This window comes from Paractinoplanes toevensis (assembly GCF_018332695.1).
Classification (GTDB): domain Bacteria; phylum Actinomycetota; class Actinomycetes; order Mycobacteriales; family Micromonosporaceae; genus Actinoplanes; species Actinoplanes toevensis.
This window is the reverse complement of the sequence record NZ_BOQN01000039.1, coordinates 47,142-71,960: the sequence shown is the minus strand read 5'-3', so window position 1 is coordinate 71,960 and position 24,819 is coordinate 47,142. Positions and strand designations below refer to the sequence as shown.

27 protein-coding genes and 1 tRNA gene are annotated in these 24,819 nt (G+C 71.8%); 18 read left to right on the top strand and 10 right to left on the bottom strand.

Annotated elements, in window-relative coordinates:
• Positions 1-57: 57 nt before the first annotated feature.
• Complete coding sequence (locus Ato02nite_RS14470) at positions 58-2,220, top strand: ABC transporter permease (RefSeq protein ID WP_246606900.1); 2,163 nt, start codon at positions 58-60, stop codon at positions 2,218-2,220.
• Between the two features lie 19 nt (positions 2,221-2,239).
• Positions 2,240-3,418, top strand: coding sequence for a monooxygenase (locus Ato02nite_RS14465; protein WP_246606899.1), 1,179 nt, complete (start codon positions 2,240-2,242; stop codon positions 3,416-3,418).
• Positions 3,419-3,465: 47 nt separating this feature from the next.
• Here Ato02nite_RS14465 and Ato02nite_RS14460 read toward each other — a convergent pair whose 3' ends face one another.
• The gene (locus Ato02nite_RS14460; protein ID WP_213007011.1) at positions 3,466-3,744 is read right to left on the bottom strand and encodes a helix-turn-helix domain-containing protein; all 279 of its coding nucleotides are present in this window, start codon (positions 3,742-3,744) and stop codon (positions 3,466-3,468) included.
• A gap of 67 nt (positions 3,745-3,811) precedes the next feature.
• Here Ato02nite_RS14460 and map point away from each other — a divergent pair, with 67 nt between their 5' ends.
• Both map and Ato02nite_RS14450 read left to right on the top strand, forming a co-directional pair.
• The gene (gene map, locus Ato02nite_RS14455) at positions 3,812-4,582 is read left to right on the top strand and encodes a type I methionyl aminopeptidase (protein ID WP_213007010.1); all 771 of its coding nucleotides are present in this window, start codon (positions 3,812-3,814) and stop codon (positions 4,580-4,582) included.
• A gap of 89 nt (positions 4,583-4,671) precedes the next feature.
• Positions 4,672-5,310 carry a DedA family protein gene (locus tag Ato02nite_RS14450; RefSeq protein WP_213007009.1) on the top strand — a complete coding sequence of 213 codons (639 nt, stop codon included), beginning with the start codon at positions 4,672-4,674 and terminating at the stop codon, positions 5,308-5,310.
• Here the strand turns inward: Ato02nite_RS14450 and Ato02nite_RS14445 are convergent.
• Both Ato02nite_RS14445 and Ato02nite_RS14440 read right to left on the bottom strand, forming a co-directional pair.
• Positions 5,267-5,779, bottom strand: a complete 513-nt coding sequence (locus Ato02nite_RS14445) for a carboxymuconolactone decarboxylase family protein (RefSeq protein ID WP_213007008.1) — start codon at positions 5,777-5,779, stop codon at positions 5,267-5,269. The two genes, Ato02nite_RS14450 and Ato02nite_RS14445, sit on opposite strands and share 44 nt — an antisense overlap.
• A complete protein-coding gene (locus tag Ato02nite_RS14440; protein WP_213007007.1) occupies positions 5,740-5,898 on the bottom strand; it encodes a hypothetical protein in 159 nt (52 codons plus the stop codon). The genes Ato02nite_RS14445 and Ato02nite_RS14440 overlap by 40 nt, the downstream gene beginning before the upstream one ends.
• A 178-nt stretch (positions 5,899-6,076) precedes the next feature.
• Here Ato02nite_RS14440 and Ato02nite_RS14435 point away from each other — a divergent pair, with 178 nt between their 5' ends.
• Together Ato02nite_RS14435 and Ato02nite_RS14430 are read left to right on the top strand one after the other, a co-directional pair.
• Positions 6,077-7,222 (top strand): LLM class flavin-dependent oxidoreductase, encoded by a 1,146-nt coding sequence (locus tag Ato02nite_RS14435; RefSeq protein WP_213007006.1) that lies wholly within the window; start codon positions 6,077-6,079, stop codon positions 7,220-7,222.
• The gene (locus Ato02nite_RS14430) at positions 7,219-7,725 is read left to right on the top strand and encodes a flavin reductase family protein (protein ID WP_213007005.1); all 507 of its coding nucleotides are present in this window, start codon (positions 7,219-7,221) and stop codon (positions 7,723-7,725) included. Before Ato02nite_RS14435 ends, Ato02nite_RS14430 begins: the two co-directional genes overlap by 4 nt.
• A 15-nt stretch (positions 7,726-7,740) precedes the next feature.
• Here the strand turns inward: Ato02nite_RS14430 and Ato02nite_RS14425 are convergent, their stop codons facing one another.
• The gene (locus Ato02nite_RS14425) at positions 7,741-8,325 is read right to left on the bottom strand and encodes an AfsR/SARP family transcriptional regulator (RefSeq protein ID WP_213007004.1); all 585 of its coding nucleotides are present in this window, start codon (positions 8,323-8,325) and stop codon (positions 7,741-7,743) included.
• Positions 8,326-8,460: 135 nt separating this feature from the next.
• Here Ato02nite_RS14425 and Ato02nite_RS14420 point away from each other — a divergent pair, with 135 nt between their 5' ends.
• Positions 8,461-11,112 carry an AfsR/SARP family transcriptional regulator gene (locus Ato02nite_RS14420; protein WP_213007003.1) on the top strand — a complete coding sequence of 884 codons (2,652 nt, stop codon included), beginning with the start codon at positions 8,461-8,463 and terminating at the stop codon, positions 11,110-11,112.
• On the opposite strand, the gene Ato02nite_RS14415 is transcribed toward Ato02nite_RS14420, so the two are convergent.
• Complete coding sequence (locus Ato02nite_RS14415) at positions 11,109-11,360, bottom strand: YciI family protein (protein WP_213007002.1); 252 nt, start codon at positions 11,358-11,360, stop codon at positions 11,109-11,111. The genes Ato02nite_RS14420 and Ato02nite_RS14415 overlap by 4 nt on opposite strands.
• 269 nt (positions 11,361-11,629) lie before the next feature.
• Positions 11,630-11,827, bottom strand: coding sequence for a hypothetical protein (locus Ato02nite_RS14410; protein WP_246606907.1), 198 nt, complete (start codon positions 11,825-11,827; stop codon positions 11,630-11,632).
• Between the two features lie 106 nt (positions 11,828-11,933).
• Between Ato02nite_RS14410 and Ato02nite_RS14405 the strand changes: the two genes are divergently transcribed.
• From Ato02nite_RS14405 to Ato02nite_RS14385, 5 genes are read left to right on the top strand one after another with little or no spacing between them, the layout of a single operon-like run.
• Positions 11,934-13,304: an MFS transporter gene (locus Ato02nite_RS14405; RefSeq protein ID WP_213007000.1), complete on the top strand. Its 1,371-nt coding sequence runs from the start codon at positions 11,934-11,936 to the stop codon at positions 13,302-13,304.
• 43 nt (positions 13,305-13,347) lie between these two features.
• The gene (locus Ato02nite_RS14400) at positions 13,348-14,217 is read left to right on the top strand and encodes a helix-turn-helix transcriptional regulator (protein ID WP_213006999.1); all 870 of its coding nucleotides are present in this window, start codon (positions 13,348-13,350) and stop codon (positions 14,215-14,217) included.
• Entirely contained in the window at positions 14,201-14,575 is a 375-nt protein-coding gene (locus Ato02nite_RS14395) for a DUF2255 family protein (protein WP_246606898.1), read from the top strand. The genes Ato02nite_RS14400 and Ato02nite_RS14395 overlap by 17 nt, the downstream gene beginning before the upstream one ends.
• A complete protein-coding gene (locus Ato02nite_RS14390; RefSeq protein WP_213006997.1) occupies positions 14,572-15,405 on the top strand; it encodes an oxidoreductase in 834 nt (277 codons plus the stop codon). Before Ato02nite_RS14395 ends, Ato02nite_RS14390 begins: the two co-directional genes overlap by 4 nt.
• Before the next feature lie 20 nt (positions 15,406-15,425).
• On the top strand, positions 15,426-16,673 hold the full coding sequence (locus Ato02nite_RS14385) for a TolB-like translocation protein (RefSeq protein ID WP_213006996.1): 1,248 nt from the start codon (positions 15,426-15,428) through the stop codon (positions 16,671-16,673).
• 34 nt (positions 16,674-16,707) lie between these two features.
• On the opposite strand, the gene Ato02nite_RS14380 is transcribed toward Ato02nite_RS14385, so the two are convergent.
• Complete coding sequence (locus Ato02nite_RS14380; RefSeq protein ID WP_369076919.1) at positions 16,708-17,586, bottom strand: sulfite exporter TauE/SafE family protein; 879 nt, start codon at positions 17,584-17,586, stop codon at positions 16,708-16,710.
• Positions 17,587-17,604: 18 nt separating this feature from the next.
• Between Ato02nite_RS14380 and Ato02nite_RS14375 the strand changes: the two genes are divergently transcribed.
• The 3 genes from Ato02nite_RS14375 to Ato02nite_RS14365 all read left to right on the top strand — a co-directional run bounded on the left by Ato02nite_RS14375 (position 17,605) and on the right by Ato02nite_RS14365 (position 19,844).
• Positions 17,605-18,834, top strand: a complete 1,230-nt coding sequence (locus Ato02nite_RS14375) for a L,D-transpeptidase (protein ID WP_213006994.1) — start codon at positions 17,605-17,607, stop codon at positions 18,832-18,834.
• Between the two features lie 38 nt (positions 18,835-18,872).
• Entirely contained in the window at positions 18,873-19,334 is a 462-nt protein-coding gene (locus Ato02nite_RS14370) for a DUF427 domain-containing protein (RefSeq protein ID WP_213006993.1), read from the top strand.
• 81 nt (positions 19,335-19,415) lie between these two features.
• Entirely contained in the window at positions 19,416-19,844 is a 429-nt protein-coding gene (locus Ato02nite_RS14365; protein WP_213006992.1) for a hypothetical protein, read from the top strand.
• Positions 19,845-20,041: 197 nt separating this feature from the next.
• On the opposite strand, the gene Ato02nite_RS14360 is transcribed toward Ato02nite_RS14365, so the two are convergent.
• Positions 20,042-20,875, bottom strand: a complete 834-nt coding sequence (locus Ato02nite_RS14360) for a phosphotransferase (protein ID WP_213006991.1) — start codon at positions 20,873-20,875, stop codon at positions 20,042-20,044.
• Positions 20,876-20,975: 100 nt separating this feature from the next.
• On the opposite strand from Ato02nite_RS14360, the gene Ato02nite_RS14355 reads away from it, so the two are divergent.
• Together Ato02nite_RS14355 and Ato02nite_RS14350 are read left to right on the top strand one after the other, a co-directional pair.
• Complete coding sequence (locus tag Ato02nite_RS14355; protein ID WP_213006990.1) at positions 20,976-21,548, top strand: RNA polymerase sigma factor; 573 nt, start codon at positions 20,976-20,978, stop codon at positions 21,546-21,548.
• Positions 21,545-22,675, top strand: a complete 1,131-nt coding sequence (locus Ato02nite_RS14350) for a hypothetical protein (protein ID WP_213006989.1) — start codon at positions 21,545-21,547, stop codon at positions 22,673-22,675. Before Ato02nite_RS14355 ends, Ato02nite_RS14350 begins: the two co-directional genes overlap by 4 nt.
• A gap of 52 nt (positions 22,676-22,727) precedes the next feature.
• Here Ato02nite_RS14350 and Ato02nite_RS14345 read toward each other — a convergent pair.
• Positions 22,728-22,823, bottom strand: a tRNA-Sec gene (locus tag Ato02nite_RS14345).
• 73 nt (positions 22,824-22,896) lie between these two features.
• Here Ato02nite_RS14345 and selD point away from each other — a divergent pair.
• Positions 22,897-23,892 (top strand): selenide, water dikinase SelD, encoded by a 996-nt coding sequence (gene selD / locus Ato02nite_RS14340; RefSeq protein ID WP_213007029.1) that lies wholly within the window; start codon positions 22,897-22,899, stop codon positions 23,890-23,892.
• Here the strand turns inward: selD and nrfD are convergent.
• Positions 23,886-24,803 (bottom strand): NrfD/PsrC family molybdoenzyme membrane anchor subunit, encoded by a 918-nt coding sequence (gene nrfD / locus Ato02nite_RS14335; RefSeq protein ID WP_246606897.1) that lies wholly within the window; start codon positions 24,801-24,803, stop codon positions 23,886-23,888. The genes selD and nrfD overlap by 7 nt on opposite strands.
• Positions 24,804-24,819: the final 16 nt, after the last annotated feature.

The window sequence follows — 24,819 nt, the reverse complement described above, 5'->3', positions numbered from 1 at the left end:
CGGCGGGGGACGCTGAGTGTATATACGCGGGGTATACCCCCGGTGTAGTCTTCCGGCATGAGGATGATCGGCTTGGGGCTGCGACTCGCCGTGGCCGGCGGGCGAGAGGCGATCACCCGCCTGATCGTCATCGCCGTCGCGGTGGCGGTGGGTGCCGGGCTGCTGCTCGCCACGTTCGCCGGGGTGAACGCCGTCAATGTTCAGCTCACCCGCTATGCGGCGCTCTATCCGGACCCCTCGGCCGGCGGGAGCGACGCGGATCCGCTGTGGTGGGCCGTCCGCGAGGACTACTTCCACGGCGAGCAGATCCTGCGGGCCGACGTCGCCGCGACCGGAGCCGGCTCGCCGATCCCGGTCGGCATTCCGAAGACCCCCGGCCCGGGGGAGTACTACGCCTCTCCGGCCCTGCGGCGCCTATTGGCCGCCACCGCGCACGATCAGCTGGCAGCCCGCTATCCCGGTCGTGATCTGGGCACCATCGGCGACGCGGCGCTGACTGCACCGGATTCGCTGCTGATCATCGTCGGCGGCACCCCGGAGCGGGTCGGCCGGCTGCCGCACGCCCAGCAGCTCACCAGCACCGGCGACAACACCCCCGCGATTCCGGCGACCGTCGTGGACCTGATCATGAGCGTGATCGTCGCCGGGCTGCTCTTCCCGGTGCTGATCTTCATCGGCACCGCCACCCGGCTCAGCGCCGCCCGCCGGGAGCAGCGATTCGCGGCGATGCGGCTGGTCGGTGCCACCCCACGGCAGATCTCGGTGATCGCGGCGATCGAGGCGGCCGCGGCCGCCGTCGCCGGAACTGTCCTCGGCTTCGTGCTGTTCCTCGCGTTCCGCGGCTCGCTCGCCGCCGTGCCCTTCACCGGCGATCGGTTCTTCCCCGGCGACCTGTCCCTGAGCGTGCCGAACATCCTGGTCGTCGCTCTGGGTGTGCCGGCCGGCGCCGCGCTGGCGGCGGCCGTCTCGCTGAACCGCGTCCGGGTCTCGCCGCTCGGCGTCAGCCGGCGGGTCACGCCCCGCGCGCCGCGCTGGTACCGATTGCTTCCGCTCCCGCTCGGCCTCGCCGAACTGGCTTTCTTCCTCATCGGCCCGATGCCCGAGACCTCGGACGGCCAGATGGCGGTGTTCCTGCCGGGTCTGCTGCTCGTCATGACCGGTCTGCTGCTGGCCGGCCCGCTGCTGACCATGGCGGGCGCCCGGTTCCTGGCGCGACGCTCCACCCGGCCGGCCACGCTCATCGCCGCGCGGCGCCTCGCCGACAACCCCATGGCGGGTTTCCGGGCGATCAGCGGCATCACGCTCGCCCTCTTCATCACCAGCGTGGCGACCGGCGTGATCACCACGATCGTCGCCAACCGCGGAACCGCGCCGACCGGTTCGATCGACGCCGCCACGCTGTCCACCTACGCTCACGACGGGCCGGCGTCGGTGACCGGCACGGTCCTGGCCGGTCTGCACTCGGTCCCCGGCGTGCGGTCGGTGAGCGTGCTGCGGCAGAACCCGGTCGAGCATCACGATCCGCTGGTGGCCTGCGCCGACATCCCGGCGGTCTACGGTCGGTGCGGCACCGGGGCCGCCGTCGCCGAGGTGGCGAACGACTTCATCCCGTACCGCGGATCGGCCGACTCCACCCGGGTCTGGCCCGCCGCCTCGGTCTCGGTCGGCGCCCTCGCGCAACTGCCGGTGGAGTCGGTCGTCGTCGGCACCGACGGCTCGGCCGCCGCGATCGAGAGGGCGCGCACCATTCTGGAGCTGGCCTACCCCGACTTCTTCGTGGCGCCGAACGTGCCCGGCGACTTCGAATCGGAGTTCGCGAACACCCTGCGGGGCTGGCAGCAACTCGCCGATGTCACCATCGTCGCCGGCCTCGCCATCGCGGGCTGCAGCCTCGCGGTCAGCGTGGTCGGCGGCCTCACCGAACGCAGGCGCCCGTTCAGCCTGCTCCGATTGAGCGGCGCGTCGGTCCGGGTGCTGCGCCGGGTGGTCGCCCTGGAGAGCGCCGTACCGATGCTCACGGTGGCCGTGATCGCGGTCGGGTTGGGCCTGCTCTCCGCACAACTCTTCGTCAAGGCACAGATGGGCTACACACTCGAGCCGCCGGGCCCGGAGTTCTACGCTGTCATCGTCGCCGGGCTCACGGCCTGTCTTGCCATCATCGCCTCGACTCTGCCGTTGCTGGAACGCATCACCGGGCCAGAGACCGCACGCAGCGAATGATCCAGAACCGGAGGCCATCATGACGAAACCAAGACGTCCGCTGTGGATGTTCGCTCTGACGGCAGGGGTGCTGGCGGTGGCCGGGTGCTCATCGAGCGCCCCCGACCCGGCCGGGGCCGCCTCCCCGGCGCCGGCTCATGCCGGCCACGGCAGCGTCTCGCCCGCCCCGGCGCAACCGCTGCGAGCCGGCGAGCGGTTCCTCAACCTCGCGATGCCGCAGCCCTACTCGCCGTCCGCCCCCAACGGCGGCACCGACGAGTACCGCTGCCTGCTGATCGACCCGCACCTGAGCAAGCCGGCGTTCCTGACCGGCACCCAGTTCCAGCCGCAGAACGTGCCGATCGTCCACCACGCCATCATCTTCGCCGTCCCGCCCGAGGCCGCGGAGGCCGCCCACCGCGCGGATGCCGATTCCCCCGGCGAGGGCTGGACCTGCTTCGGCGACGGCAGCGTGGACGACCGGTACCCGTCGGCGTGGGTCGGCACCTGGACCCCGAACGGCCCCGAGACCGTCCTGCGGCAGGACGTCGGGTTCCCGCTGGGGGCCGGCAGCCTGATCGTCCTGCAGATCCACTACAACCTGCTGGCCACCGGCGGCAAAGCCGGCGCCACCGACCGGTCCGGCGTCCGGTTGCGGCTGACCGACGGCACCGCGGCCACCAAGCCGCTGCAGACGCTGCCGCTGGAGGCTCCGATCGAGCTGCCCTGCGCGAGCGGCGAGTCCGGTCCGCTGTGCGATCGCGCCGCCGCGGTCAAGGACGTGGCCGACCGCTTCGGCCCCGGCGTCGGCAACTCGGAGCGGCACCTGCTGAACGACTGCGGCGACGGCACGCCGGTGCCGGGCGACACCCAGCACTGCGACACCCCGGTACCGCAGCCCGTGACGGTGTACGCGACCATGGGCCACATGCACCTGCTGGGCCGCTCGATCAAGGTCGAGGTCAATCCCGGCACCGCCACGGCGCGGACACTGCTCGACGTCCCGGTGTTCAACTTCGACGATCAGAAGTTCCAGCCGCTGCCCGCCCCGGTCCACCTCGACGCCGGCGACACGGTCCGGGTCACCTGCACGCACGACGCCACCCTGCGCCGGCAGCTGCCCCAGCTGCGCGAACTCCCACCGCGTTACGTGGTGTGGGGCGACGGCACCAGCGACGAGATGTGCCTGGGCCTGCTGATCGCCACGGTCGGGAACTGATCGCCCGCCGCGTGCTCGGCTCGGCAGGTGCGCCGGCGGTTCGAGCCCTACGAGGCGAGCCGCTCGATCTCGGCGGTGCGGTCCGACCGGTTGATCTCCGACCACACCGCGTCGAGGGACAGGCCGAGCACGTCGGCGATCGCGGCTATCGTCGGGAAGGCGGGGGTGGCGACGCGACCGGACTCGATCTTCCGGAGGGTCTCCGGCGAGACTCCGGCGTCCAGCGCGGTGAGGAGCATCGATCGCTCCCCCCGGGCTCGGCGCAGGAGGGCGCCGAGGCGCTGTCCGCGTTCGACCTCGGCGGGACTGAGCGGCAACCTGACCATGGTCCCGATTCTAGTACCGGGATAATATGGCCGGGATACTTATTGGTTGCACGAGTAAGGCGCCTGCATGATCGAGTTCCTCGACCCCACCGAACTGCCGCGCGCGCGGGCCACCGGCGCCCTGGTCGCCGGCATCCTGCAGACCCTGAAGGGTCGCAGCGCGGTCGGCGTCAACCTGCTGGAGATAGACCGGTGGGCCCAGGAGATGATCATCGAGGCCGGGGCGGAGTCCTGTTACGTCGACTACGCGCCGTCCTTCGGGCGCGGCCCGTTCGGCCACTACATCTGCACCTCGGTCAACGACGCCGTGCTGCACGGGCTGCCCTTCGACTACGCCCTCGCCGACGGTGACCTGCTGTCGCTCGACCTCGCGGTCTCCCTCGGCGGCGTGGTCGCCGACTCCGCGATCAGCTTCATCGTGGGCGACACGCGGCCCGCCGAAAGCCTGGCCCTGATCGACGCGACCGAGCGCGCCCTGACCGCGGGGATCGCCGCGGCCGGTCCCGGGGCCCGCATCGGCGACCTCTCGCACGCCATCGGCTCGGTGCTCAGCGCGGCCGGCTACACGGTCAACACCGAGTTCGGCGGCCATGGCGTCGGTTCGACGATGCACCAGGACCCGCACATCTCCAACATCGGGCGCCCCGGCCGCGGATACCAGCTGCGTCCCGGCCTGCTGCTGGCCCTCGAGCCGTGGATCATGGCGGACACCGACAAGCTCGTCACCGACGCCGACGGCTGGACCCTGCGCAGCGCGACCGGCTGCCGCACCGCGCACAGCGAGCACACCATCGCCATCACCGAGGACGGCGCCGAGATCCTCACCCGGCACGCCTAGCGCGGGCATCCACCACTACTCCTACAGCATGTAGGTTTGCGGCCGGGTGGGCCGGGCATGTGTGCCGGGACGCCGATGGCAGGAGTGCGATGCCGTTTCTCGACCCGGAGTGGCTGATCTCGACCTTCGGCCTGATCGGCATCCTCGCCGTCGTCTTCGCCGAGTCCGGATTGTTGATCGGCTTCTTCCTGCCGGGCGACTCCCTGCTGTTCACCGCGGGCCTCCTGGTGGCCGACGGCACCTACCTGCATCAGCCGCTGTGGCTGATGTGCCTGCTCGTGTCGGCCGCCGCCGTGGCCGGCGACCAGTTCGGCTACCTGTTCGGCCGGCGGTTCGGGCCGGCCCTGTTCCGCCGGCCCGACTCGCGGCTGTTCCGGCAGGAGAACCTGACCCGGGCCCGGGAGTTCTTCGCGAAGTACGGTGCCCGCTCGATCGTGCTCGCCCGCTTCGTGCCGATCGTGCGGACGTTCACCCCGATCGTGGCCGGGGCGAGCCACATGCACTACCGCAGGTTCCTGACCTGCAACCTGATCGGCGGCACGCTCTGGGGGAGCGGCGTGACGGTCCTCGGCTACTTCCTCGGGCAGGTCGCGTTCGTGAAGTCGAACATCGAGTTCATCCTGGTCGGCATCGTGGTCGTGTCGGTGGTTCCGGTCGGCATCGAGGTGCTCCGGCACCGCCCGGCTACCCGGCCGGGGCGATCTCGTCGAGGGCGCGCAGGGCGTTGAGGGTGCGCGGGTAGCCGGCGAACGGCAGCAGCTGGGTGATCACGGCGAGCAGGGTGGCACGGTCATTGCCGACGTTGAGGTTCGCCGCGACGTGCCCCTTGACCTGCTCGTCGGCGGGCGCGCCGGCGTACATGGCCTCGACCCGCTCGGCACCGACGATCTCCTTCTGCACCGCGAGCCCCTTCTCGAACCGGGTCTCGGGCGTGGTGGTCGACTGGCCGGGCAGCGGCAGCTGGACCCCGTGCTCGGTGAGCACCTCGTTGGTGGCGTGCAGGAAGTCGAACACCCGGCCCATGCCGGCGTACGGCACGGCCTGGTAGACGATCTCCTTGACCTCGACCGGGGTGACCCCGGCGGTGAGCGCGGCCCCGAGCATCACCCGGTACTCCCGCAGCGCCTGCCCGCCGATCAGGGCGGCCAGCTGCACCATCAGCCGGGTGCGCGGCTCGAGGTCGCCGTGCCGGAGCACCTCGTCGAACGCGAGGGTGCGAAGTACTCGATGAGCTCCGGATCGGTCACCGCGAGGGTCGACACATGCCCGGGGAACAGCTCGTCGTGGTTCTTGCGGGCCGTCTCGCTGATGGCCATGGCAGCACCTCATCTCTCTCCGTCATCCACGCTAGAGGCATGGCGGCCAGGTCTGAGGGGTCCTGCTGTTACCGGTCAGGCCGGGGTGACAAGCGACGCCCTTCCCTCCGGCACCTTGGGGACGCATAATCCACTAAGCCTATATTTACGGTAGAGATTGTGACGTCAGGGGTGAGCGATGACCGACCTCAGGTTCCACTGGTTCCTGCCCACCAACGGCGGCGACGGCCGGCACATCGTCGGCGGGGGCCACGGCACCCCGGCCATGGCGGGCGGGCGCCCGGCCTCCGTCGGCTACCTCGGCCAGATCGCCCGCTCGGCCGAGCAGCTCGGCTTCTCCGCCGCGCTGACCCCCACCGGCGCCTGGTGCGAGGACGCCTGGCTCACCACCGCCATGATCAGCAGCCTCTCCGAGCGGTTGAAGTTCCTGGTCGCGTTCCGGCCCGGGTTGATCGCACCGTTCCTGGCCGCCCAGATGGCCGGCACGTTCCAGAACCTCTCCGGCGGCCGGCTGCTGCTCAACGTGGTCACCGGCGGTGAGGACCACGAGCAGCGGATGTACGGCGACTACCTCGGCAAGGACGCCCGCTACGAACGGTGCGGCGAGTTCCTGCAGCTGATCAGATCGCTGTGGTCCGGTGAGACGGTCTCGCACGAGGGCCGGCACTACCGCCTCGAGGACGCGACCCTCGCCCAGATCCCGGACCCGCTGCCCGAGGTCTACTTCGGAGGTTCCTCGCCGGCCGCGCTCGACGTCGCCGCCCGGCACGTCGACGTCTATCTGACCTGGGGCGAGCCACCCGCGGCCGTCGCCGAGAAGATCGACCGGGTGCGCACTCTCGCCGACAAACAGGGCCGCGAGCTTCGGTACGGCATCCGCCTGCACACCATCGCCCGGGACACCGCCGACGAGGCGTGGGCCGAAGCGAGCCGGCTGCTCGACGGCATCGCCGAGGACCAGATCCGCCGCATCCAGGACGGGCTCCGGCGCAGCGGCTCGGAGGGCCAGAAGCGGATGCTCGCGCTCAACGGCGGCACCAAGGACGGCCTCGAGATCTACCCCAACCTGTGGGCGGGCGTCGGGCTGGTCCGCGGCGGCGCCGGCACGGCCATGGTCGGCAGCCATCAGGAAATAGCCAACCTGATCGAGGAGTACGCCGAGGCCGGCATCAGCGAGTTCGTGCTGTCCGGGTACCCGCATCTGGAGGAGGCGTACCACTTCGGCGAGGGGGTACTCCCCGAGTTGACCCGCCGTGGCCGGTGGCAGCACCCGGCGCCCGGCCGGTGGGTGGGGTCAGCCGTACCGTTCGGAGCCACCTCATGACCAACCTGCGAACCAATCAGGACCTCGACCCGGCCCGGCTGCGTGAGGTTTTCGGCATCTTCCCGAGCGGGGTGGTGGCGGTCGCCGCGCTGGTCGACGGCGTGCCGGCCGGCCTGGCCGCGAGCTCGTTCACCTCGGTCAGCCTCGACCCGCCGCTGGTGTCGTTCTCCATCGCCAACGCCTCGAAGACCTGGCCCGACCTGCGCCGGGCCCCGCACCTCGGGGTCACGATCCTGGCCGACCACCACTCCGCGGTCGCGCGGCAGCTGGCCGGCGCGGTGGACCGCCGCTTCGACGGCCTGTCGATCACCGCGACCGACGACGGCGCGGTCCTCCTCGACGACGGCCTGGCCCACTTCGACACCACGATCTACCGCGAAGTCATCGCCGGCGACCACACCATCGTCCTGCTGCAACTGCACACCGCCACCCACACCGGCCTGGCCGAACCGTCCCCACTGGTCTTCCACCGCAGCCGCTTCGGCCGCCTGCACGCCGGCTGACCCCGGCCGGCCGTCCTACCCGGCCGCCGCGGTCAGGCCCGCGGCTCGGTGGTCGCGGTCGAACGCCGGCACCGGCCCGGTCGATCGCCGCGACCCGAGCAGGTTGGCGAGCTCCTCGCCGAGGGCCGCCCGCTCCTGATCGAGCGCCGCCTTCCACGGCCGCAGCAGCATCCCGACCGGGATGCCGTCGAGGGCCTGCCCGCGCCACATCGCCGCGGCCGCCCGGAAGGCCTCGATCGCACCCACCCGGTCGCCGGCCCCGCGCAGCGCCCGGCCCCGTGCGGCGGCCGCCCGGAACCGGACCAGGTCGATGTCGTGCGGATCGGTGGCCAGCCAGTATCCGTCGCCGGTCGCGGTCACCCGGGCCCCCGCCTGGCGCAGCCCGGCCGCATAGGTGCGCACATTGGCCCGGGCCGACGGCGGCGGGTCGCCCGCCCACAGCTCCCGGGCGATCTCCGCATATCGCACCGGGCGGTTGGCGTTCAGCACCAGCAGCGCGAGCAACTCCCGCGCCTTGGGCGGGCACGGCGCGGCCGGTTTGCCGGTGATCCGGACCGGGCCGAGCACCCGGTAACGCGACAGGACGACGACGTTGGGCATCGCGATCTTCTCCCCCGAGACGAGACCCCGGGCTGGTGCATCGCCCCCCGACGATGCACCGCCCCGGGAGAGAGGTTGGCGTGCGCCGATGGAATACGGATGGACCATCGATGGAATGCGTGCTGTAGTGGCGGGGTGCCCGGTCGGCTCCTCTTCCACCTCCTCGGCCCGACCCTCCTCGAGACGGCCGATCGAGAGATCGACCTGGGCCCCGGCAAACAGTGCTGCCTGCTCGCCTGCCTGCTGCTCGAGCCGGGCCGCCCGGTTCCGGTGGACGTGCTGATCGACCGCATCTGGGGGATGGACCCGCCGAAGCGCGCCCGCAATCTGGTGGCGACCTACGCGACCCGGCTGCGCGGCCGGATGCCCGCGTCGGTGACCCTGCGTTACGCCGCCGGCGGCTACCGGGCCGAGGTCGACCCCGAGCTGGTGGATCTGCACGTCAGCCGCCGGCTGGCCGCCGAGGCCGGCAAGACCGGCGACCCGGGCGAACGGGCGGCGCTGCTGCGGGGCGCCCTGGCCGGCTGGCAGCCGGTCGCCCTGGCGGGCGTCCCGGGGGAGTGGGCCCGCCGGGTGCGCGAGACCCTGCTCGAGGAGCGTACGGAATTGCTCGTGCGCTGGGCCGAGGCGGAGCAGCGGCCCGGACACGTCGTCGCCGAACTGCGGGCCGCCACCGAGGCCGCTCCGTACCACGAGGAGTTGCACGCCCAGCTGATCCGGGCGCTCGCCGCCGACGGGCAGCGGACGGCCGCGCTCGCCGCCTACCACGAGATCACCCGGCGGCTCGCCGACGACCTCGGCGTCGAGGTGGGTGAACGCCTGCGGGAGGCGTACGCCCTGATGAGCGGACGGACCGCCGGGCCGCAGCCGGCCGGGCCCGCGCAATTACCGGCCGGCGTCGCGGGTTTCACCGGCCGCCGGGCCGAACTCGACGCTCTCGACCGCGCCGGCGCCGTGTGCGTGATCCACGGGACCGCCGGGGTGGGCAAGACCTCCCTGGCCGTCCACTGGGGACACTCGGCGCGGGACCGCTTCCCGGACGGCCAGCTCTACGTCAATCTGCGCGGGTTCGACGCCGGGCCGCTGAGCCCCGGCGTGGCGCTACGCGGATTCCTCGACGCGCTCGGGGTGCCGCCGGCCCGGATCCCGGCGCAGCTCGACGACCGCAGCGCGCTGTATCGCAGCCTGCTCGCCGACCGCACGATGCTGGTGGTGCTGGACAACGCCCGCTCGGCCGAGCAGGTGCGGCCGCTGCTGCCCGGCGGCGACGGCTGCGTCGTGCTGGTGACCAGCCGCGACCCGCTGACCGGCCTGGTCACCACGTCCCAGGCCCGATCGCTGCGGCTCGGGCTGCTCGCCCCGGCCGAGTCACACCGTTTCCTGGTGCGGCGGCTCGGTGCCGGCCGGGTGGCCGGCGAGCCGGCGGCGATCGCCCGGCTGATCGAACGCGCGGCCGGCCTGCCGCTGGCCCTCTCCCTGGCGGCCGCCCGGGCCGCCGCCGACCCGGCGTTGCCGCTGACCCGGCTGGCCTCGGAACTGCTGTCGGCGGGCGACGACGACCCGGCCACCGACCTGCGGGAACTGTTCGCCGCATCGCTCCGGACCCTGTCCGCACCGGCCGCCCGCCTGTTCCGGCTGCTCGGCCTGCACCCGGTCCCGGACGTCTCGCCGGCCACCGCGTCGTCACTGGCCGGCCTCCCGGCCGCGGCGCTGATCGCCGAGCTGCGCCGGGCCAGTTTGATCGAGGGCGACCTGACCCTGCACGACCTGCTGTTCGCCTACGCCACCGACCTGATGAACGCGGCCCCGGCGGAGGAGCGGGAATCCGGCCGCCGCCGGATGATCAGCCACTACGTGCACACCGCCGCGCGCGCCGACCTGCTCCTGGACCCGGCCCGCGCGCCGGTCCCGCTGCCGCCGCCGGCCGACGGCATCGTGGCCGAGCCGCTCGCGAACGCCGAGCAGGCGATGGCCTGGTTCCGCCGCCGGCACCAGCCGCTGCTCGCGATGCTCGGCGAGGCCACCACGGCCGGCCTGCCCGACGCGGTCATCGCGCTCGCCTACCACCTCACCACCTACCTGCAGCGGCAGGGCCACTGGCACGACCAGATCACCGCGCAACGGTCGGCGCTCGCCGCCGCCGGCCGGCCGAACGACGAGCAGGCGCGGGGCAAGGCACTCCGGGCGATCGCCCGCGCGGAGATCCAGATCGGGGCGTACGACGATGCCCACCGCCACCTGGACCGGGCGATCGCCCTGTTCCGCCGGGTCGCCGACCGCCGTGGCCAGGCCAACTGTCACCTCGACCTGTCCTGGCTCCTGGAGATCCGCGACCGGCTCGAGCCGGCCCGCGCCGAGGCCGCCCGCGCCCTAGACCTGGCCCGCGACCTGGACATCTACCCCTACGCGCTGAACTGCCTCGGCTGGTACGAGTCGCTGCTCGGCGAGACCGAGGCCGCGCTCGGGCACTGCACCGAGGCGGTCGCCCGGTTCACCGCGGCCGGCGACCGGCGCGGGGTGGCCGAGACCCTGGACAGCCTCGGCTACATCCACGCCCGGAGCGGCCGGCCCGACGACGCGATCCGCGACTACCGGCGGGCGCTCGACATCTACCGCGAGCTGGGCGACCGGCACGGCCAGGGCGAGACCCTGGACCGGCTGGGCGACGCGCATGAGGCGGCCGGCCGCCGCCACCGGGCCCGCGAGGCGTGGACGCAGGCCGCGGCGACCCTGGCCGAGATCGGTCACCCCACCGCCGACGCGGTGCGGGCCAAGCTGATCGCCTAGAACTCCTGGCCGCCCGGATCCTCGATCGGGCGGAGCTCGGTGTCGGGGGTTCGCGTCGCCCACCCGAGCGCCTCCTGCCGGTTCGGGCAGTCGATCAGGTAGAAACCGGTCACCGCCGGCGTGGTGAGCCGGCCGTGGGCCAGCTCGGGACCGGTCAGGCCCTCGGCGGCCACGTGCACGCCCGCGTCGATCATCTCGGTGGCCAGCTCCACGTCCCAGACGCCGCGGGACAGAATCAGATACTTCATGCCGTACTCCTCTCTCGGCAAGGAGTCGGAGCCGACGGCACCCGATCGACATGGCCGGCGCACGGGTTGACCGAGCCAGAGATCTCTTCGGGCGCCGAGGCGTTACCCCGCGGGGCTGAGTGCGTGTGTCGTTGCGCGAGAGTCGCGGCACGTGCCGGTGTTGCCGGCTGGTCGCGGGGTGGCGGCGGTCGGGGGTGGTTGCGGTTGTTGACGGAGTTGCCCGTACCGGAAAAGGGTTTGAACCTCGCGACCCTGACCTTGAACGGTGTCTAGCGGTCCGCGGGGCGGTCCGCGCCGTCGCAGGCGTCCTCGCCCAGCTCGTCCAGCACGTCGAGCAGGTCCGGTCCCTCGTGGCCGGTGTCGATCGAGTTGCCGATCAGGCCGAGCTGGGCCGCGCAGTCCCGGCCGAAACCCTTCACCATCCGGTCGGCGCGGGTCGGATGGCCGCACCGCGGGCACCGCCTCATCTCCGCCACTCCGGCAGAGTAACCCGGGTTTCCCGGCGGCAAACCGGGTATTCGGTGCGGCGGAGGCGTCCGCGCCGGCACCCTGCCCGCCGCGGAAAGGGGGCAGATGGTTTCGCAGACGACCGAGCCGGCGACCCGGCACGCCTGGCCCACCGCCTTCGTCCTTGCGGGAGCCATGTTCCTGGTGCTGTTCGACAGCCTGGCGGTGGCGACCGCGCTGCCCGCCATCGGCGAGGACTTCGACATCGCGCCGGCGACCCTGCAATGGGTGGTGACCGGCTATTCGCTCAGCATCGGCGGTTTCCTCGTGCTCGCCGGCCGGGTCTGCGACGTGTGGGGCAAGCGCCGGCTGATCGTCGCGAGCCTGCTGCTCACCGCGGCCGGCCTGCTCGTCTCCGGGGTGGCACCGGGGCTGGCCCTGCTGCTGACCGGCCGGGTCATGCAGGGCGTGGGCGCCGCCTTCGCGATCCCCGCGGCCCTGGCCTCGGCGGCCACCCTGTTCCCCGGTGAACCGTGGCGCAGCCGCGTCTTCTCGGTGGTGGCGGGCGCCGCGAACACGGCCGGACTGGCCGGTGCCGTCCTCGGTGGCCTGATCACGTCGTACCTCGGCTGGCGTTGGATCTTTCTCGTCGTCGTGCCGGTCGCGGCCGTCGCCGTGGCCGCCGCCCTGGCCTTCCTCCCCGCCGATCCGCCGGCCGCCGGCCCGCGCGAACGCCTCGACGTCACCGGCGCGGTGCTCGTCACCGGCGGGCTCCTGGCCGTCATTCTCGGCGCCACCCGGATCGGCGAGCAGGGCCTGCGGGCGGACACGGTGCTGCCGGTGGCCGCCGGCCTGCTGATGCTCGGCGTCCTGGTCCGCTGGGCACGCCGGGTGCCGCACCCGCTGATCAAGCCGGCGGTGGTGCGATCCCGGCGGCTGATCTCCAGCTGCCTGGCGTTCGGCGCCCACTCGTCCGCCTACGCCGTCATCGTGGTCGTCGGCAGCCTCCAGCTGCAGGACACCTATCGGCTGTCCGCCGCACAGGCCGGTCTGGTGCTGGCCCCGGTCCTGCTCGGCGCCCTGTTCAGCGCGGTGCCGGCGGCCCGATGGGTGCGGCGGTACGGCACCCGGCTGGTCGTCGCTCTCGCCCTCCTGCTGTGCACGATCATGCTGGTCCTGGTCGCCGCGGCCTCCGCGCACTCGCTGACCCTGCTCACCATCTGCCTGGTGGCGTGGGGATTCAGCGCCGGCCCGATCTACGTCGGTCTCACCCGCGAGTGCATCGGCGACGCCGACCCGCCGGACCGCGGCATGGCGTCCGCCCTGTTCGAATCGACCACGCACGTCGGCGGCGCCCTGTCGGTCGCCCTCTTCCTGACCATGCTCGGGGCCGGCGCCCCCTACCGCGCCACCCAGCTGATCGCCGCCGCCGTGGTCGGCGCCTCGGTGCTCAGCACCCTGGTGATCATGCCGAGGCACTCCGGTGACCGGTACTGACAGACCCTCCCTGAGCCCGGGCGGGCGTCGTAACGTCGGGAACATGGACAACCGGGCGGAGATCCGCGACTTCCTGACCACCCGCCGGGGGAAGATCACGCCGGCGCGGGCCGGGCTGCCCGATTACGGGGCCCGCCGACGGGTCAGCGGGCTGCGCCGGGAAGAGGTGGCGATGCTGGCCGGGGTCAGCGTCGATTACTACACCCGGCTCGAACGCGGCAACCTCTCCGGGGTGTCCGACAGCGTGCTCGAAGCGCTCGCCCGCGCCCTGCACCTCGACGACGCGGAACGCTCCCACCTGCTCGACCTCGCCCGCACCGCCAACGCGACGGTCTCCACCGTGCGCAGCCGGCGGCGCACCTCGGCCACGGTGCGGCCCGGGGTGCAGCACCTGCTCGACGCGATGACCCTCGCACCGGCCTACGTGCGCAACGGCCGGCTCGACGTCCTGGGCGCCAACGCGCTGGGCCGAGCCGTGTTCGCGCCCCTGTTCCAGGGTTCCTCCGGCCCGCCCAACATGGCCCGGTTCATCTTCCTGGAACCCGCGGCCCAGGAGTTCTACCTCGACTGGGGGGAGCTGGCGGCCGACGTCGTCGCGCTGCTGCGCGGCGAGGCCGGGCGAGATCCGTACGATCGGAAGCTGACCGACCTCGTCGGTGAGCTCAGCACCCGCAGCGAGTTGTTCCGCACCTGGTGGGCCGCGCACGACGTGCGCCTGCACCGGTCAGGTGTGAAACGCCTGCACCATCCGGAGGTCGGCGACCTCACCCTCGGCTACGAGTCGATGGACCTGACCGCCGACACCGGCCTGCGGCTCAACGCCTACCACGCCGAAGCGGGCAGCCGGGAGTACGACGCGCTGCGCCTGCTGGCCAGTTGGAATGCGAAGGTGCCGGATGAGTTGGAACGCTGAGGACCTGGCCGCGATCGGCGGCGCCACCGAGCTGCTGATCGCCTCCCGGCGGGCGGACGGCACGCTGCGGCCCTACGTGACGATCTGGGTGGTCCGGTCCGGCGACGACCTCTACGTGCGCAGTGCCTACGGCCGGGACAACCCGTGGTTCCGCCGGGCCGTCGCGGCCGGCACCGGCCGCATCCGGGCCGGCGGCGTCGAACGCGACGTCACCTTCACCCTCGCCGACCCGGCCACCGGCGCGGACATCGACCGCGCCTACCACACCAAATACGACCGGTACGGTCCGGCGATCGTCGGCACGGTCGTCGGCGAGAAGGCCGCGCCGGTCACCATCCGCCTGGAGGCTTCCGCATGACGACCTGGCTCATCACCGGCTGCTCGACCGGCCTCGGCCGTGCACTCGCCGAGGCGGTCCTGGCGAGCGGTGACAACGCGGTGGTCACGGCCCGGGACACCGCGAACGTCGAGGACATCGCGAAGGCGTACCCGTCGAGCGCTCTTGCCCTTGCTCTTGATGTCACCGACCCGGCGCGGGTTCGCGATGTGGTGGCGGCGGCCGAGGCCCGTTTCGACGGGATCGACGTGCTGGTCAACAACGCCGGCTACGGCTACCGCGCCGCCGTGGAGGAGGGGGAGGACGCCGAGGTGCAGCGGTTGTTCGCCACCAACTTCTTCGGGGCGGTCGCCATGATCAAGGCGGTGCTGCCGGGCATGCGGGCGCGCCGCAGCGGTTCGATCCTGAACATCTCGTCGATCGGGGCCCGGATCAGCCCGGCCGGGTCCGGCTACTACTCGGCGTCCAAGGCCGCCCTGGAGGGCATGTCGGGCTCGCTGCGCAAGGAACTGCAGCCGCTCGGCATCACGGTCACGTCGGTCGAGCCGGGCGCCTTCCGCACCGACTTCGCCGGCCGTTCCCTCACCCAGGCGGCCACCCCGATCGCCGACTACGCCGACACGGCCGGCCAACGCCGCAAGGAGAACGACACCGCCCACGGCAACCAGCCCGGCGACCCGGCCAAGGCGGCCCAGGCGCTGATCACGGCGGTGCGGAGCGGCAAGGCGCCGGAGTTGCTGATGCTCGGCACCGACGCGGTCACCGCGATCACGTCGGTCCTCGACGCCCAGCGGGCCGAGGTGGAAGCCTGGCGGCCGGTGTCGGTCGGCACGGACCTCGCCGCACCGTAGACGGGCGTAACCTGCCGGACATGGGCACTTCATGGGGGACTCGATCCTTTGTGGCCACCGGTGCCGTGGCCGCACTACTTCTGACCCCGGCGGCAGCTCAGGCTGCCGCCTCAGCCGGCACCGTCGTCCAGGTCGACGTTGCCTCCGACGGCACGTCCGGTAACGGCTACGCCGGTGAACTGGACTTCTCCGACGACGGACGGTGGGCGGCCTTCACGTCCGCATCGTCCAATCTCACGGCCGGCGACACGAATGACACATACGACGTCTTCGTCCGCGACCTGAATTCCCGCCGCACGACCATGCTCAGCCGTGGCGTCGGCGGCCAGCCGGCCAACGGTTTCACCGCGGACGTCGCCATCTCCGGTGACGGCCGCTTCGTGGCCTTCACCTCGTACGCGTCGAACCTGGTCGCCGACGACCTCAACGGTGAGCGCGACGTCTTCTTCACCGACCGGCGCACCGGCGTCATCACCAAGATCAGTGACGGCACCGGGTTCCAGTACCAGCCGTCGATCTCCGACGACGGCCGGTTCGTCAGCTACCTCAAGTCCGACTTCCTCAACGGCAACGGCCAGGACGCGTACGTCCTGGATCGGCGCACCGGTGTCACCCGGCAGGTCACCGTCACCGGCCCGACCGGCGCTGTCTTCGAGGCCAGGCTGTCCGGCAACGGCCGGTGGCTGGTGTTCAGCGGCGGCGGCAACCTCACCGGCGACGGTGGCAGCGCCAGCGCCGTCTACCGGGCCGACCTGACCACCGGCACGACGACCAGGGTCAGCCCGCAGACCCTCGGCGGCGAACCGGTGGACGCCGCCACGCCCGCCGTCGACCGGTCCGGCACGAAAGTGCTGTACACCACGACCGCCGGGCTGGACCCGGCCGACACCAACCAGACGACCGACGTCTACCTGAGCGACCTGACCGCCGGCACCACGGTGCTGGTCTCGGCCGGCCGGTCCGGCGCCGGCAACGGCGAGAGCTTCCGGGGCGGCCTGTCCGCCGACGGGCGCTACGCCGGCCTCTACTCGACCGCGACCGACCTGGTCGCGAACGACGGGAACGGCGAGGTCACCGACGTCTTCCGGCGCGACCTCCGCACCAAGCGCACGACCCTGATCAGCCGGTCCCGGTCCGGAACCGCGGCCAACGGCTACAGCCGGGGCGGGATTCCGTCCGGTGACGGCAGCCGCATCCTGTTCTCCTCGTCGGCGACCAACCTGGTCGCCGGGGCGGGCGACGGCTTGGACCACGTCTTCGTGCGCTGAACGGGGTAATGCGGCCTCGGCCTGGTTCTCCCTGTCAACGCGGGGAGAACCAGGCCGACGACAGCACGACGACACCGAACCCGAGCAGCGCGACGGACGCGACCTGCTGAAGACGACGCTCCGGCAGGCGCAGCGAGACCCGGGCGCCGGCCACCACCCCGATGGCCGCGATGACGCCGATCAGGCAGCCGAGCCGGACGTCGATCGAGCCCTGAACGGCGTAACCGAAGCTCGCGAAGCACACCAGCGGCAGTTGGATCAGCTGACCGGCCGCCACCGCGGTGACCGCCGGAATGCCCAGGCCGAGCAGGACGGGAATGAGGAACACGGGGCCGCCGGTCCCGGTCAGTGCCGAGCAGAAGCCCACCACCGCCCCGGTGACGATCGCGGCGCGCGGCGGCAGGCTCGTGCGGCGGGGCGCCGTGCGCGTGCGGAACAGCAGATGAAAGACGCCGGCGGCGGTCACGAACACCCCGAGCGGGACCAGCACGACGCGGTCCGGCAGCAGGCCGTTGGCCAGCGCACCGGGTACGGCCGCGGGCACCACTCCGAGCGTGAGCCATCCGGCGAATCGCCACGGCATGGCGCGGTGCCGCGCGTACACCAGCGTTCCGGCCAGGCCGGTGAACAGGAAACTCCAGCTGCTGGTCCCCGCGGCGGTGTGCGGATCGAGCCCGGCGAACCAGGTCAGCGCGGGCGGCAGCCCGACGCCGCCCACCCCGACAGCACCGATGAACAACCCGACGAGAAGCCCGACGGGTACGACGATGAGCATCACGGCAGAGGTTCTCCTGGAGCGGGCTACCGACCGAGATTCAAATCTGTCACCATGATCTCCCTCCGCCGAGAGATGCAACGTTTCGAGCCTCGCTCGCGTCTCTGTAGTGGGGCCATGGACGGCGCCGGTCGGCATCCCTCGAATGTGAGAGTCATGATTCAGCGACGTAAGGTGATCATCGGCGCGGTCGGCGTGGCCGCGGCCACCGCGGCGGCCGGGTGTTCCTCGCCCGCCAAAGGGCGCGACGGGACCACCTCGTGGGTCGGGACGGCGGCCGACACCGAGCAGGCGATCGTGGTGCCGGTCCGGCTGAGCGTGACCCCGGCCGACGGGAACACCGATGTGTTGCCGCTGAAGCCGATCGTCGTCAGCGCCACGGACGGCAAGCTCGAGTCGGTCACCGTCACCGCCGGCAAGGCGAAGATCGACGGCGCGATGCAGGCCGACGGGACCTGGCGGTCGACCGAGAACCTCGCGTACGGCAAGAAGTACACGGTGACCGTCGAGGCCACCGACAGCGCGGGCGCGAAGACCACCCAGGACAGCAGCTTCACCACGATGAAGCCGGAGAACACCGCCACCGTCACGTTCCAGGCCAACGCCATGCTCGCCCTCGACGAGGGCAAGACCTACGGTGCCGGGCAGCCGGTCATCGTCAGGTTCAGCCGTGCCGTCAACAGGAACGCGGCGGAGAAGGCCATCGAGATCAAGACGTCGCCCGCCGTGAAGGGCAAGTTCTACTGGCGGGACGACCAGACCGTGCACTGGCGGCCGGCGAAGTACTGGACCGCCGGGACGAGGGTCGACGTCACGGTCAACATGTTCGGCGTCAAGCTCGGCAAGACGACGTACGGTGCGAAGAACACGTCGACCCACTTCCGGATCGGCCGGCAGCTGATCGCGATCAGTGACAACCGGACCCACGTGACGAAGGTCTACATCGACGGCAAGCTGGTCCGCTCGATGAAGAGCAGCCTCGGCAAGGGTGGCGGCACCACCGGGGCGAACGGCGAGCAGATCAGCTACTGGACCGCGGGCGGCCCGCACGTCGTGCTGGGCCGCAAGCGCAAGCACACCATGAGCTCGGCGAGTTACGGCATCACCGACCCGAAGGACCCCAACTACTACGTGTCGGAGAACATCGAGTTCTGCACCCGGATCACCTACTCCGGCGAATACCTGCACGCCGCTCCGTGGAACGGCTCGCTGGGCCGGGCGAACCTGTCGCACGGGTGCATCAACCTCAGCACCGCCGACGCCAAGTGGGTCTACAACAACTTCCTGGTCGGCGACATCGTCGACGTCCGGAACAGCCCCCGCCACCTCCCGATCTGGAACGGCCTGGGCGACTGGACGGTCTCGTTCGACAAGTACGGCCGCTAGCCGGTCTTCCGGCCGGGCCGGGGTGGCAAGCTGGACCGATGGAGTCGGTTTGGGACTATCCCCGCCCGCCACGGCTGGAGCGCACCGCGGCCCGGGTGACGGTGGTGCACGCGGGGCAGACGATCGTCGACAGCGACCGCTGCTGGCGGGTCCTGGAAACCTCGCACCCGCCGGTCTACTACGTGCCTCGCGACGACATCGCCGACGGTGTGCTGGAGCGGGGCACCGGCCGCTCGCACTGCGAGTTCAAGGGCGTCGCCGACTACTGGGACCTGGTCGCCGGCGACATCCGGGTGCGGCAGGCCGGCTGGTCCTACGAACGCCCCTCACCGGCGTACGCGGAGATCGCCGGAGCGGTCGCCTTCTATCCGAGCCGGGTCGACGAATGCCGGGTGGCCGGCGAACTGGTCCGTCCGCAGGAGGGTGACTTCTACGGCGGCTGGATCACCGCCGACATCATCGGCCCCTTCAAGGGCGCCCCCGGAACCATGGGTTGGTAACACAACATCGATCACGGAGGATTTTTCACCCCGGTCCCGGCCACGCTGGTCAACGGGGTTCGATACCGCCTGGTCGCGCGGGTGACCGATGCCGCGGGCGCGGTGTCGGCCTGGTCTGCGGTCTGCACCCTTCACCGTCGACACGACCCGGCCACACGCGCCGGTGGTGAGCTCGGCCGACTACTCGGCCGGGACGCCCAGCGGCGGGCCCGGCATCACGGGAAGTTCACCTTGGCGGTGGCCGGCGGCGACCAGGATGTGGCGACAACATTCTCGCCGTCACCAGCCGTACGGCGAGTGGCGCAGTCTCCCCATAGCTGCGGGCCAATCTGTACGTGTGGGGGCAGGTCCCGCGCCCAGCAGTTCATCGCCGCCGACGAGAACGGCAATGCCACCGTCATCCACACCACCGCCGCCGTGTACCTGCAGGTCGCGGCCCGCGCCCGCACCGCGGACGGCTTCGAGTCGGAGACGACCGTCACCGGCTGGGAGCTGACACCGGAGCAGTAGCCGGCCGGGCACGCGGTCCCGGCCGGTGCACCTCACCCTCCGCGCACCCGCTGCGGGCAGGCCCGCACCCGCTCTTGTGGGCTTGCCGTGCGGACAGAGCGGCAAGTCCGCAAGATCTGCAATGGCGCCGGGCTGGGTGGCTGCGTGCGCGACGCCCTCGGTTTCGCCCGCCGCGTTCCCCGCCAGATCAAATTCACTCATTCGCCGATGACGGTGCGGCTCCGCGCTTGTTCGAGGTTCAGATGTGGCAGTGCGTGGTGCAGCCAGCGTAGGTCGCGTGCGTGGTGTTCGAGAGCTTCGGCTGCTTCCGCGGGTGTCACCGGTGCGTATTTGATGCGCTCGGCGGCGAGCAACCGGCAACGCTGCAGGGCGGGGACGATGGAGCGCGGATCACGGAGGCCGTAAGCGTCGAGGAAGAGTCGGAGCCGGGCGGATACGTCCGGTACCGGGGCGAATCCCGCCTGCCGCAGTTGCTTGGGTGGCAGCAGCGGGACGAATTCCCACGCCGCCGCGGCTAGCTCCACCAGAGGTTCGACCGGGCCTGCCGCGTCCCAGTCGATGAACGCTACCGGCACGCCGTCCTGGTAGACGGTGTTCCATGGTCCGAGGTCGCCGTGCGAAATGATTTCTCCGGTCCGTGGCGGGCGCGGATCGAAGCGGAATTGGGTGTCGGTGGGCCGGTAGCCGCGAGCTGCCTCGTGCAGTTGCCGCAGCAGGTCGGCGGCCGCGACGAGGGCGTCCTCGGAACGGGCGTATGGAGGCAGCCAGTGCCCGCGTCCGGGCTGCCAGTGGGGATCGACCGGCACGTCGCCGTTGATGAACGTCAGGACCTCACGCTCCCCCTCGATGCCGAGGAATCGGGGAGCGCCGGTGAATCCGGTGGATTCCAGGTGCCGCAGATATTCGTGCACTGCACCGGACCACGCGCCCGTCGGCCGCAGGAGTTGTTCGCCGCGCCGGGTGATGCCCGGTGTCATCCTTCCCGCCGGAAGCGGAGTCTCCACGAGGTGCGCGGGCTGCTCGGACTGCACGCGGTCAGTATGGGTGAACGTCCTCGCTCGCGGGGGCTGAACACTTCGCGGGCCGATCGGCAATGTCTGGTTGGAAGCGCGGAGTTTGCCGAGGAGGGCTATGGCATCGGATGCGGATTTGATCGGTCGGTCGCTGGATGGCGAAGTCGACGCCTTCGTGGAGGTGGTCGAGCGTCATGAGACCGCCGTCGGTTCCTACCTCGTTCGCCGGGCGGGCCGCGATGCGGCCGAGGACCTGCTGGGCGAGGTCTGGGTTGCGGCGTTCGAGTCGCGGCGATCGTACGACCGGTCGTACGACGATGCGCGGCCGTGGCTGTACGGGGTGGCGTTGAATCGCTTGCGCCGCTACTGGCGGTCCCGGCCGGCCGAGGACCTGGTCGGGGAGGTGCCGGACCTGGCGGCCGGCTGGGATCCGTGGTCGGCGGTCGACCTCGGCATGGACGCCCGGGCGGTGCTCCGGTCGGCCCTGCTGCGACTCAAGCCCGAGGAGCGGGAGGTCCTGAGGCTCGTCGCCTGGGAGGACCTGACCGCAGCCGACGCCGCACGGGCGCTCGGCATACCGGCCGGCACCGCGCGGCGGCTCCTGAGCCAGGCCCGGACGGCACTGCGCGACGCGCCGGGGGTGTCCGCGCTTCTGAAGGATCGCAACAGCGCGAAGGAGAGACACCGATGACCGACGAGCTCGATCTGGTCGGTGAGTTGGGCAGCGCAGAACCACTGCGCCCGGAGGCCTATCAGCGGGCGCGGGCGGTGCTACGGGCGGCGATGGCCGACCCGGGGGGCGACATGTCAGCGGAGGACACGATCATGGAGACGACTTCAACCATGGAAACGACTACAGCCGAGCGGGAACACGAAATCAGCCCGGTGATCCGGCGCCGCCGCGGAATCGGTCTCGCGGGCCGGTTCGGCATCGGCGCCGGGGTGGGGATCGCGGCCGCGGCAGCGGTCGTCGCCGTGGTGCTCAACTCGTCGGCGACCGGGGGCGCGGTGGCCGGCCAGGACTCGCCGGCCGTGGCCCCGGGTTCGGTCACCGTCGACGAGGCCGCCGACCGTGCGCCGCTGATGACCCTGGCCGGGTCGATCAGGACGGTCACCCCGGCGGCGGGCGACGCGTGGTTGGTGAAAGCGACTCAGGTCCACGGCACCAAGACCATGCAGGTGGTCTACACGCTGTACACCGACGGTCACGCGATCTACACGGGCAACAGCGTGCGGGACGTCAAGCGTGCGATCGCCCGCCATCAGGACCAGATGAAGGCCGGCGGCTACGCTCCGCTGCTCAAGGCGGCCATTGCCGCGGCGGACAGCAGCCCGGCCGACGGCCGGACCCGGATGCTCAAAGCGGCGAAGGACCCGCTGGTCGGCCTGGACCCGGCGGCGCAGAAGGCGGAGTGGGACAAGGAGCAGGCGGCCGCCCAGGAGATCATCAAGCAGAAGGGTGGCAATGCCGAGCCGAAGCCGTACAGCCCGCAGGCCGTCCAGCGGCACTTCGACAATGCCCTGTGGACGTTCAGCACCGAAGCGCTGTCCGCCGGCGACGGCAACACGCAGGTCCGGGCGGGTGTGCTGCGTCTGCTGTCCACCATCTCGGCGGTCAGCGTCAAGAACTCGACCACCGGCGGCACGGCCACGCTGACGATCACCGCCGGCCCCGAGGTGTTCGGCGGCGAGGGCGGCGAGGTGCTGACCGTTGACGCCAGGACCGGCATGCTGGTCAAGGACGTATCCACCGTGCCGGGCCTGCCGCAGGCCGCCACGACGTACGAGTCCTCCCGGGTGACTGCGTCCCACCTGTAGGCCGCGATGACGGTGCGGGCGCCTCGCCAGGCGCCCGCACCGTCGTTCGGGCTGGCGGAGGCGGACGGGAATCGAACCCGCCTGGCCCGGATGCCGGGCCACGACAGTTTTGAAGACTGCGAGGGGCACCAGCCGCCTGAACGCCTCCGTCGATCACCCTAGACCGGCCGTGGCCGCGGCGGGCGGTCGGGCGGCCGGCGTGCCAGAGTTGGTCCGTGACGATGACTTCTGCTCAGCGGCTCACCCAGTACGCACACGGCGGGGGCTGCGCCTGCAAGATTCCGCCCGGCGAGCTCGAAGCGGTCGTGTCCGGGCTGGTCGGCGGGGATCTGCCGCGCGGGCCTGGCGAACTGCTGGTCGGGCTGGACGACGGTGATGACGCGGCCGTCGTGCGGATCGCCGGCGGGCAGGCGATCGTGGCCACCGCGGACTTCTTCACGCCGGTCGTGGACGACGCCTACGATTGGGGGCGGATCGCCGCGGCCAACGCGCTCTCCGATGTGTACGCCATGGGTGGCACACCCGTCGTGGCCGTCAATCTGCTCTGCTGGCCCCGGGATCTGCTGCCGATGGAGCTGGCCGCCGAGGTGCTGCGGGGCGGGCTCGACATCGCGCGCGAGGCCGACTGCTACGTCGCCGGTGGGCACAGTGTCGATGACCCGGAACCGAAGTACGGCATGGCGGTCACCGGCATCGCCGACCCGGACCTGCTCATGCGTAACGACGCGGGCGTGCCGGGCGTGCCGCTCACCCTGACCAAGCCGCTCGGCGTCGGCGTGCTCAACAGCCGGCACAAGGCGACCGGGGAGGTCTTCCCGCAGGCGGTGACGGCGATGACCACCCTCAACCGGGAGGCCGCCGAGGCCGCCCGGCGGAACAACATCACGTGCGCCACCGACATCACCGGGTTCGGGCTCCTCGGGCACCTGCACAAGCTCGCCCGCGCGAGCAACGTGACCGCGCGGATCGATTCGCGGGCCGTGCCGTACCTCGAAGGGGCCCGCCAGGCGCTCGCCGACGGCTTCGTCAGCGGCGGCACCCGGCGCAACCTCGACTGGGTGCGGCCGCATCTGAAGTCCGGCCTGCCCGAGGAGGAACTCCTGCTGCTCGCGGACGCCCAGACCTCCGGTGGCCTGCTGCTGGCCGGGGAGATCCCGGGCTTCCCGGTCATCGGCGAGCTGGTCCCGAGCACCGGCAAGACCGTCGAGTGTTACTGACCGTCGGCCGGTTCGGTGAGCCGCTCACGCTGGGGGAGGACGGTGTACTTCGGGTCCCGCGCCGACGCCATGCCGCCCTCGTAGATGCCGAACCGGGTCATCGCCGACGCCGTCAGCAGTGACAAGCCGGAGAGCGCGGAGACGACCCGGCTGCGGCGGCCCAGCACCGCGCCCACGACCCCCGCCGCGGTCAGCGTCCGGCCGGCCTTCAGCAGTTTCCCGGCCCGGCCGGTCGCATAGGGCTCGCTGAGCAGGCCTTTCGTGGTCTCGATCCGGTGGGCTCCGTAGAGTTCCAGGGCCGCGCCCAGCACGGCCATCCGGCGGGTGGGCGGCGCCGGGTCGGCGATCAACCCGATGCCGGCCCCGCTGGCCAGGGCGCTGCCGGCAAAGACGAAGGGCAGTTCGGGGTACGCGACGTGCCAGCTCGGTGTCGCCGTGTCGGACAGCAGCACGGCCGTGTAGGTGGCGAGGGCCGGAGCCACTACCGCCGCCCCCAGTCCGGCGGCGGCCCCGATCGGGGGCAGCACCCGCCGCACGAGGCGGGACGGAACCAGCGACGCGGCCTCGGCGACCGCCGCCGCTCCGGCCGCCGCGCCGAAGGCGGTCAGGATCCACGTGCCCATCGACATCGGCGACGTCGGCTTGGCGACCCGCAGCATGTGATGGAAGCGCTCCGGCCGACCCAGGTCGGCGACCAGGAAGTAGCCGCTGGCGGCGAGCGCCCCGAGCGCCGTGACCCGCCCGGCCCGCCGCAGCTTCGGCCGCCGGGTCAGTTGGCCGCCGGCCGCGAGCAGCGATGAGCCGGCCGCTAGACCGCCGGTGAACAGGTAGGCCGCGATGTCGTGCGTCCACGGCGCGGGCCGCACGATCGGCCGGCCGTAGTAGGACCGGAACTGCGCCTTCGGCACCATCGGCCGGTCACCGCGC

Coding starts and splice junctions, on each gene's coding strand:
- Ato02nite_RS14470 (WP_246606900.1), top strand. CDS start 58: ATGAGGATGATCGGCTTGGGGCTGCGACTCGCCGTGGCCGGCGGGCGA.
- Ato02nite_RS14465 (WP_246606899.1), top strand. CDS start 2,240: ATGACGAAACCAAGACGTCCGCTGTGGATGTTCGCTCTGACGGCAGGG.
- Ato02nite_RS14460 (WP_213007011.1), bottom strand. CDS start 3,744: ATGGTCAGGTTGCCGCTCAGTCCCGCCGAGGTCGAACGCGGACAGCGC.
- map (WP_213007010.1), top strand. CDS start 3,812: ATGATCGAGTTCCTCGACCCCACCGAACTGCCGCGCGCGCGGGCCACC.
- Ato02nite_RS14450 (WP_213007009.1), top strand. CDS start 4,672: ATGCCGTTTCTCGACCCGGAGTGGCTGATCTCGACCTTCGGCCTGATC.
- Ato02nite_RS14440 (WP_213007007.1), bottom strand. CDS start 5,898: ATGGCCATCAGCGAGACGGCCCGCAAGAACCACGACGAGCTGTTCCCC.
- Ato02nite_RS14435 (WP_213007006.1), top strand. CDS start 6,077: ATGACCGACCTCAGGTTCCACTGGTTCCTGCCCACCAACGGCGGCGAC.
- Ato02nite_RS14430 (WP_213007005.1), top strand. CDS start 7,219: ATGACCAACCTGCGAACCAATCAGGACCTCGACCCGGCCCGGCTGCGT.
- Ato02nite_RS14425 (WP_213007004.1), bottom strand. CDS start 8,325: ATGCCCAACGTCGTCGTCCTGTCGCGTTACCGGGTGCTCGGCCCGGTC.
- Ato02nite_RS14415 (WP_213007002.1), bottom strand. CDS start 11,360: ATGAAGTATCTGATTCTGTCCCGCGGCGTCTGGGACGTGGAGCTGGCC.
- Ato02nite_RS14410 (WP_246606907.1), bottom strand. CDS start 11,827: ATGAGGCGGTGCCCGCGGTGCGGCCATCCGACCCGCGCCGACCGGATG.
- Ato02nite_RS14405 (WP_213007000.1), top strand. CDS start 11,934: ATGGTTTCGCAGACGACCGAGCCGGCGACCCGGCACGCCTGGCCCACC.
- Ato02nite_RS14400 (WP_213006999.1), top strand. CDS start 13,348: ATGGACAACCGGGCGGAGATCCGCGACTTCCTGACCACCCGCCGGGGG.
- Ato02nite_RS14395 (WP_246606898.1), top strand. CDS start 14,201: ATGAGTTGGAACGCTGAGGACCTGGCCGCGATCGGCGGCGCCACCGAG.
- Ato02nite_RS14390 (WP_213006997.1), top strand. CDS start 14,572: ATGACGACCTGGCTCATCACCGGCTGCTCGACCGGCCTCGGCCGTGCA.
- Ato02nite_RS14385 (WP_213006996.1), top strand. CDS start 15,426: ATGGGCACTTCATGGGGGACTCGATCCTTTGTGGCCACCGGTGCCGTG.
- Ato02nite_RS14380 (WP_369076919.1), bottom strand. CDS start 17,586: ATGCCGACCGGCGCCGTCCATGGCCCCACTACAGAGACGCGAGCGAGG.
- Ato02nite_RS14375 (WP_213006994.1), top strand. CDS start 17,605: ATGATTCAGCGACGTAAGGTGATCATCGGCGCGGTCGGCGTGGCCGCG.
- Ato02nite_RS14370 (WP_213006993.1), top strand. CDS start 18,873: ATGGAGTCGGTTTGGGACTATCCCCGCCCGCCACGGCTGGAGCGCACC.
- Ato02nite_RS14355 (WP_213006990.1), top strand. CDS start 20,976: ATGGCATCGGATGCGGATTTGATCGGTCGGTCGCTGGATGGCGAAGTC.
- Ato02nite_RS14350 (WP_213006989.1), top strand. CDS start 21,545: ATGACCGACGAGCTCGATCTGGTCGGTGAGTTGGGCAGCGCAGAACCA.
- selD (WP_213007029.1), top strand. CDS start 22,897: ATGACTTCTGCTCAGCGGCTCACCCAGTACGCACACGGCGGGGGCTGC.
- nrfD (WP_246606897.1), bottom strand. CDS start 24,803: ATGGTGCCGAAGGCGCAGTTCCGGTCCTACTACGGCCGGCCGATCGTG.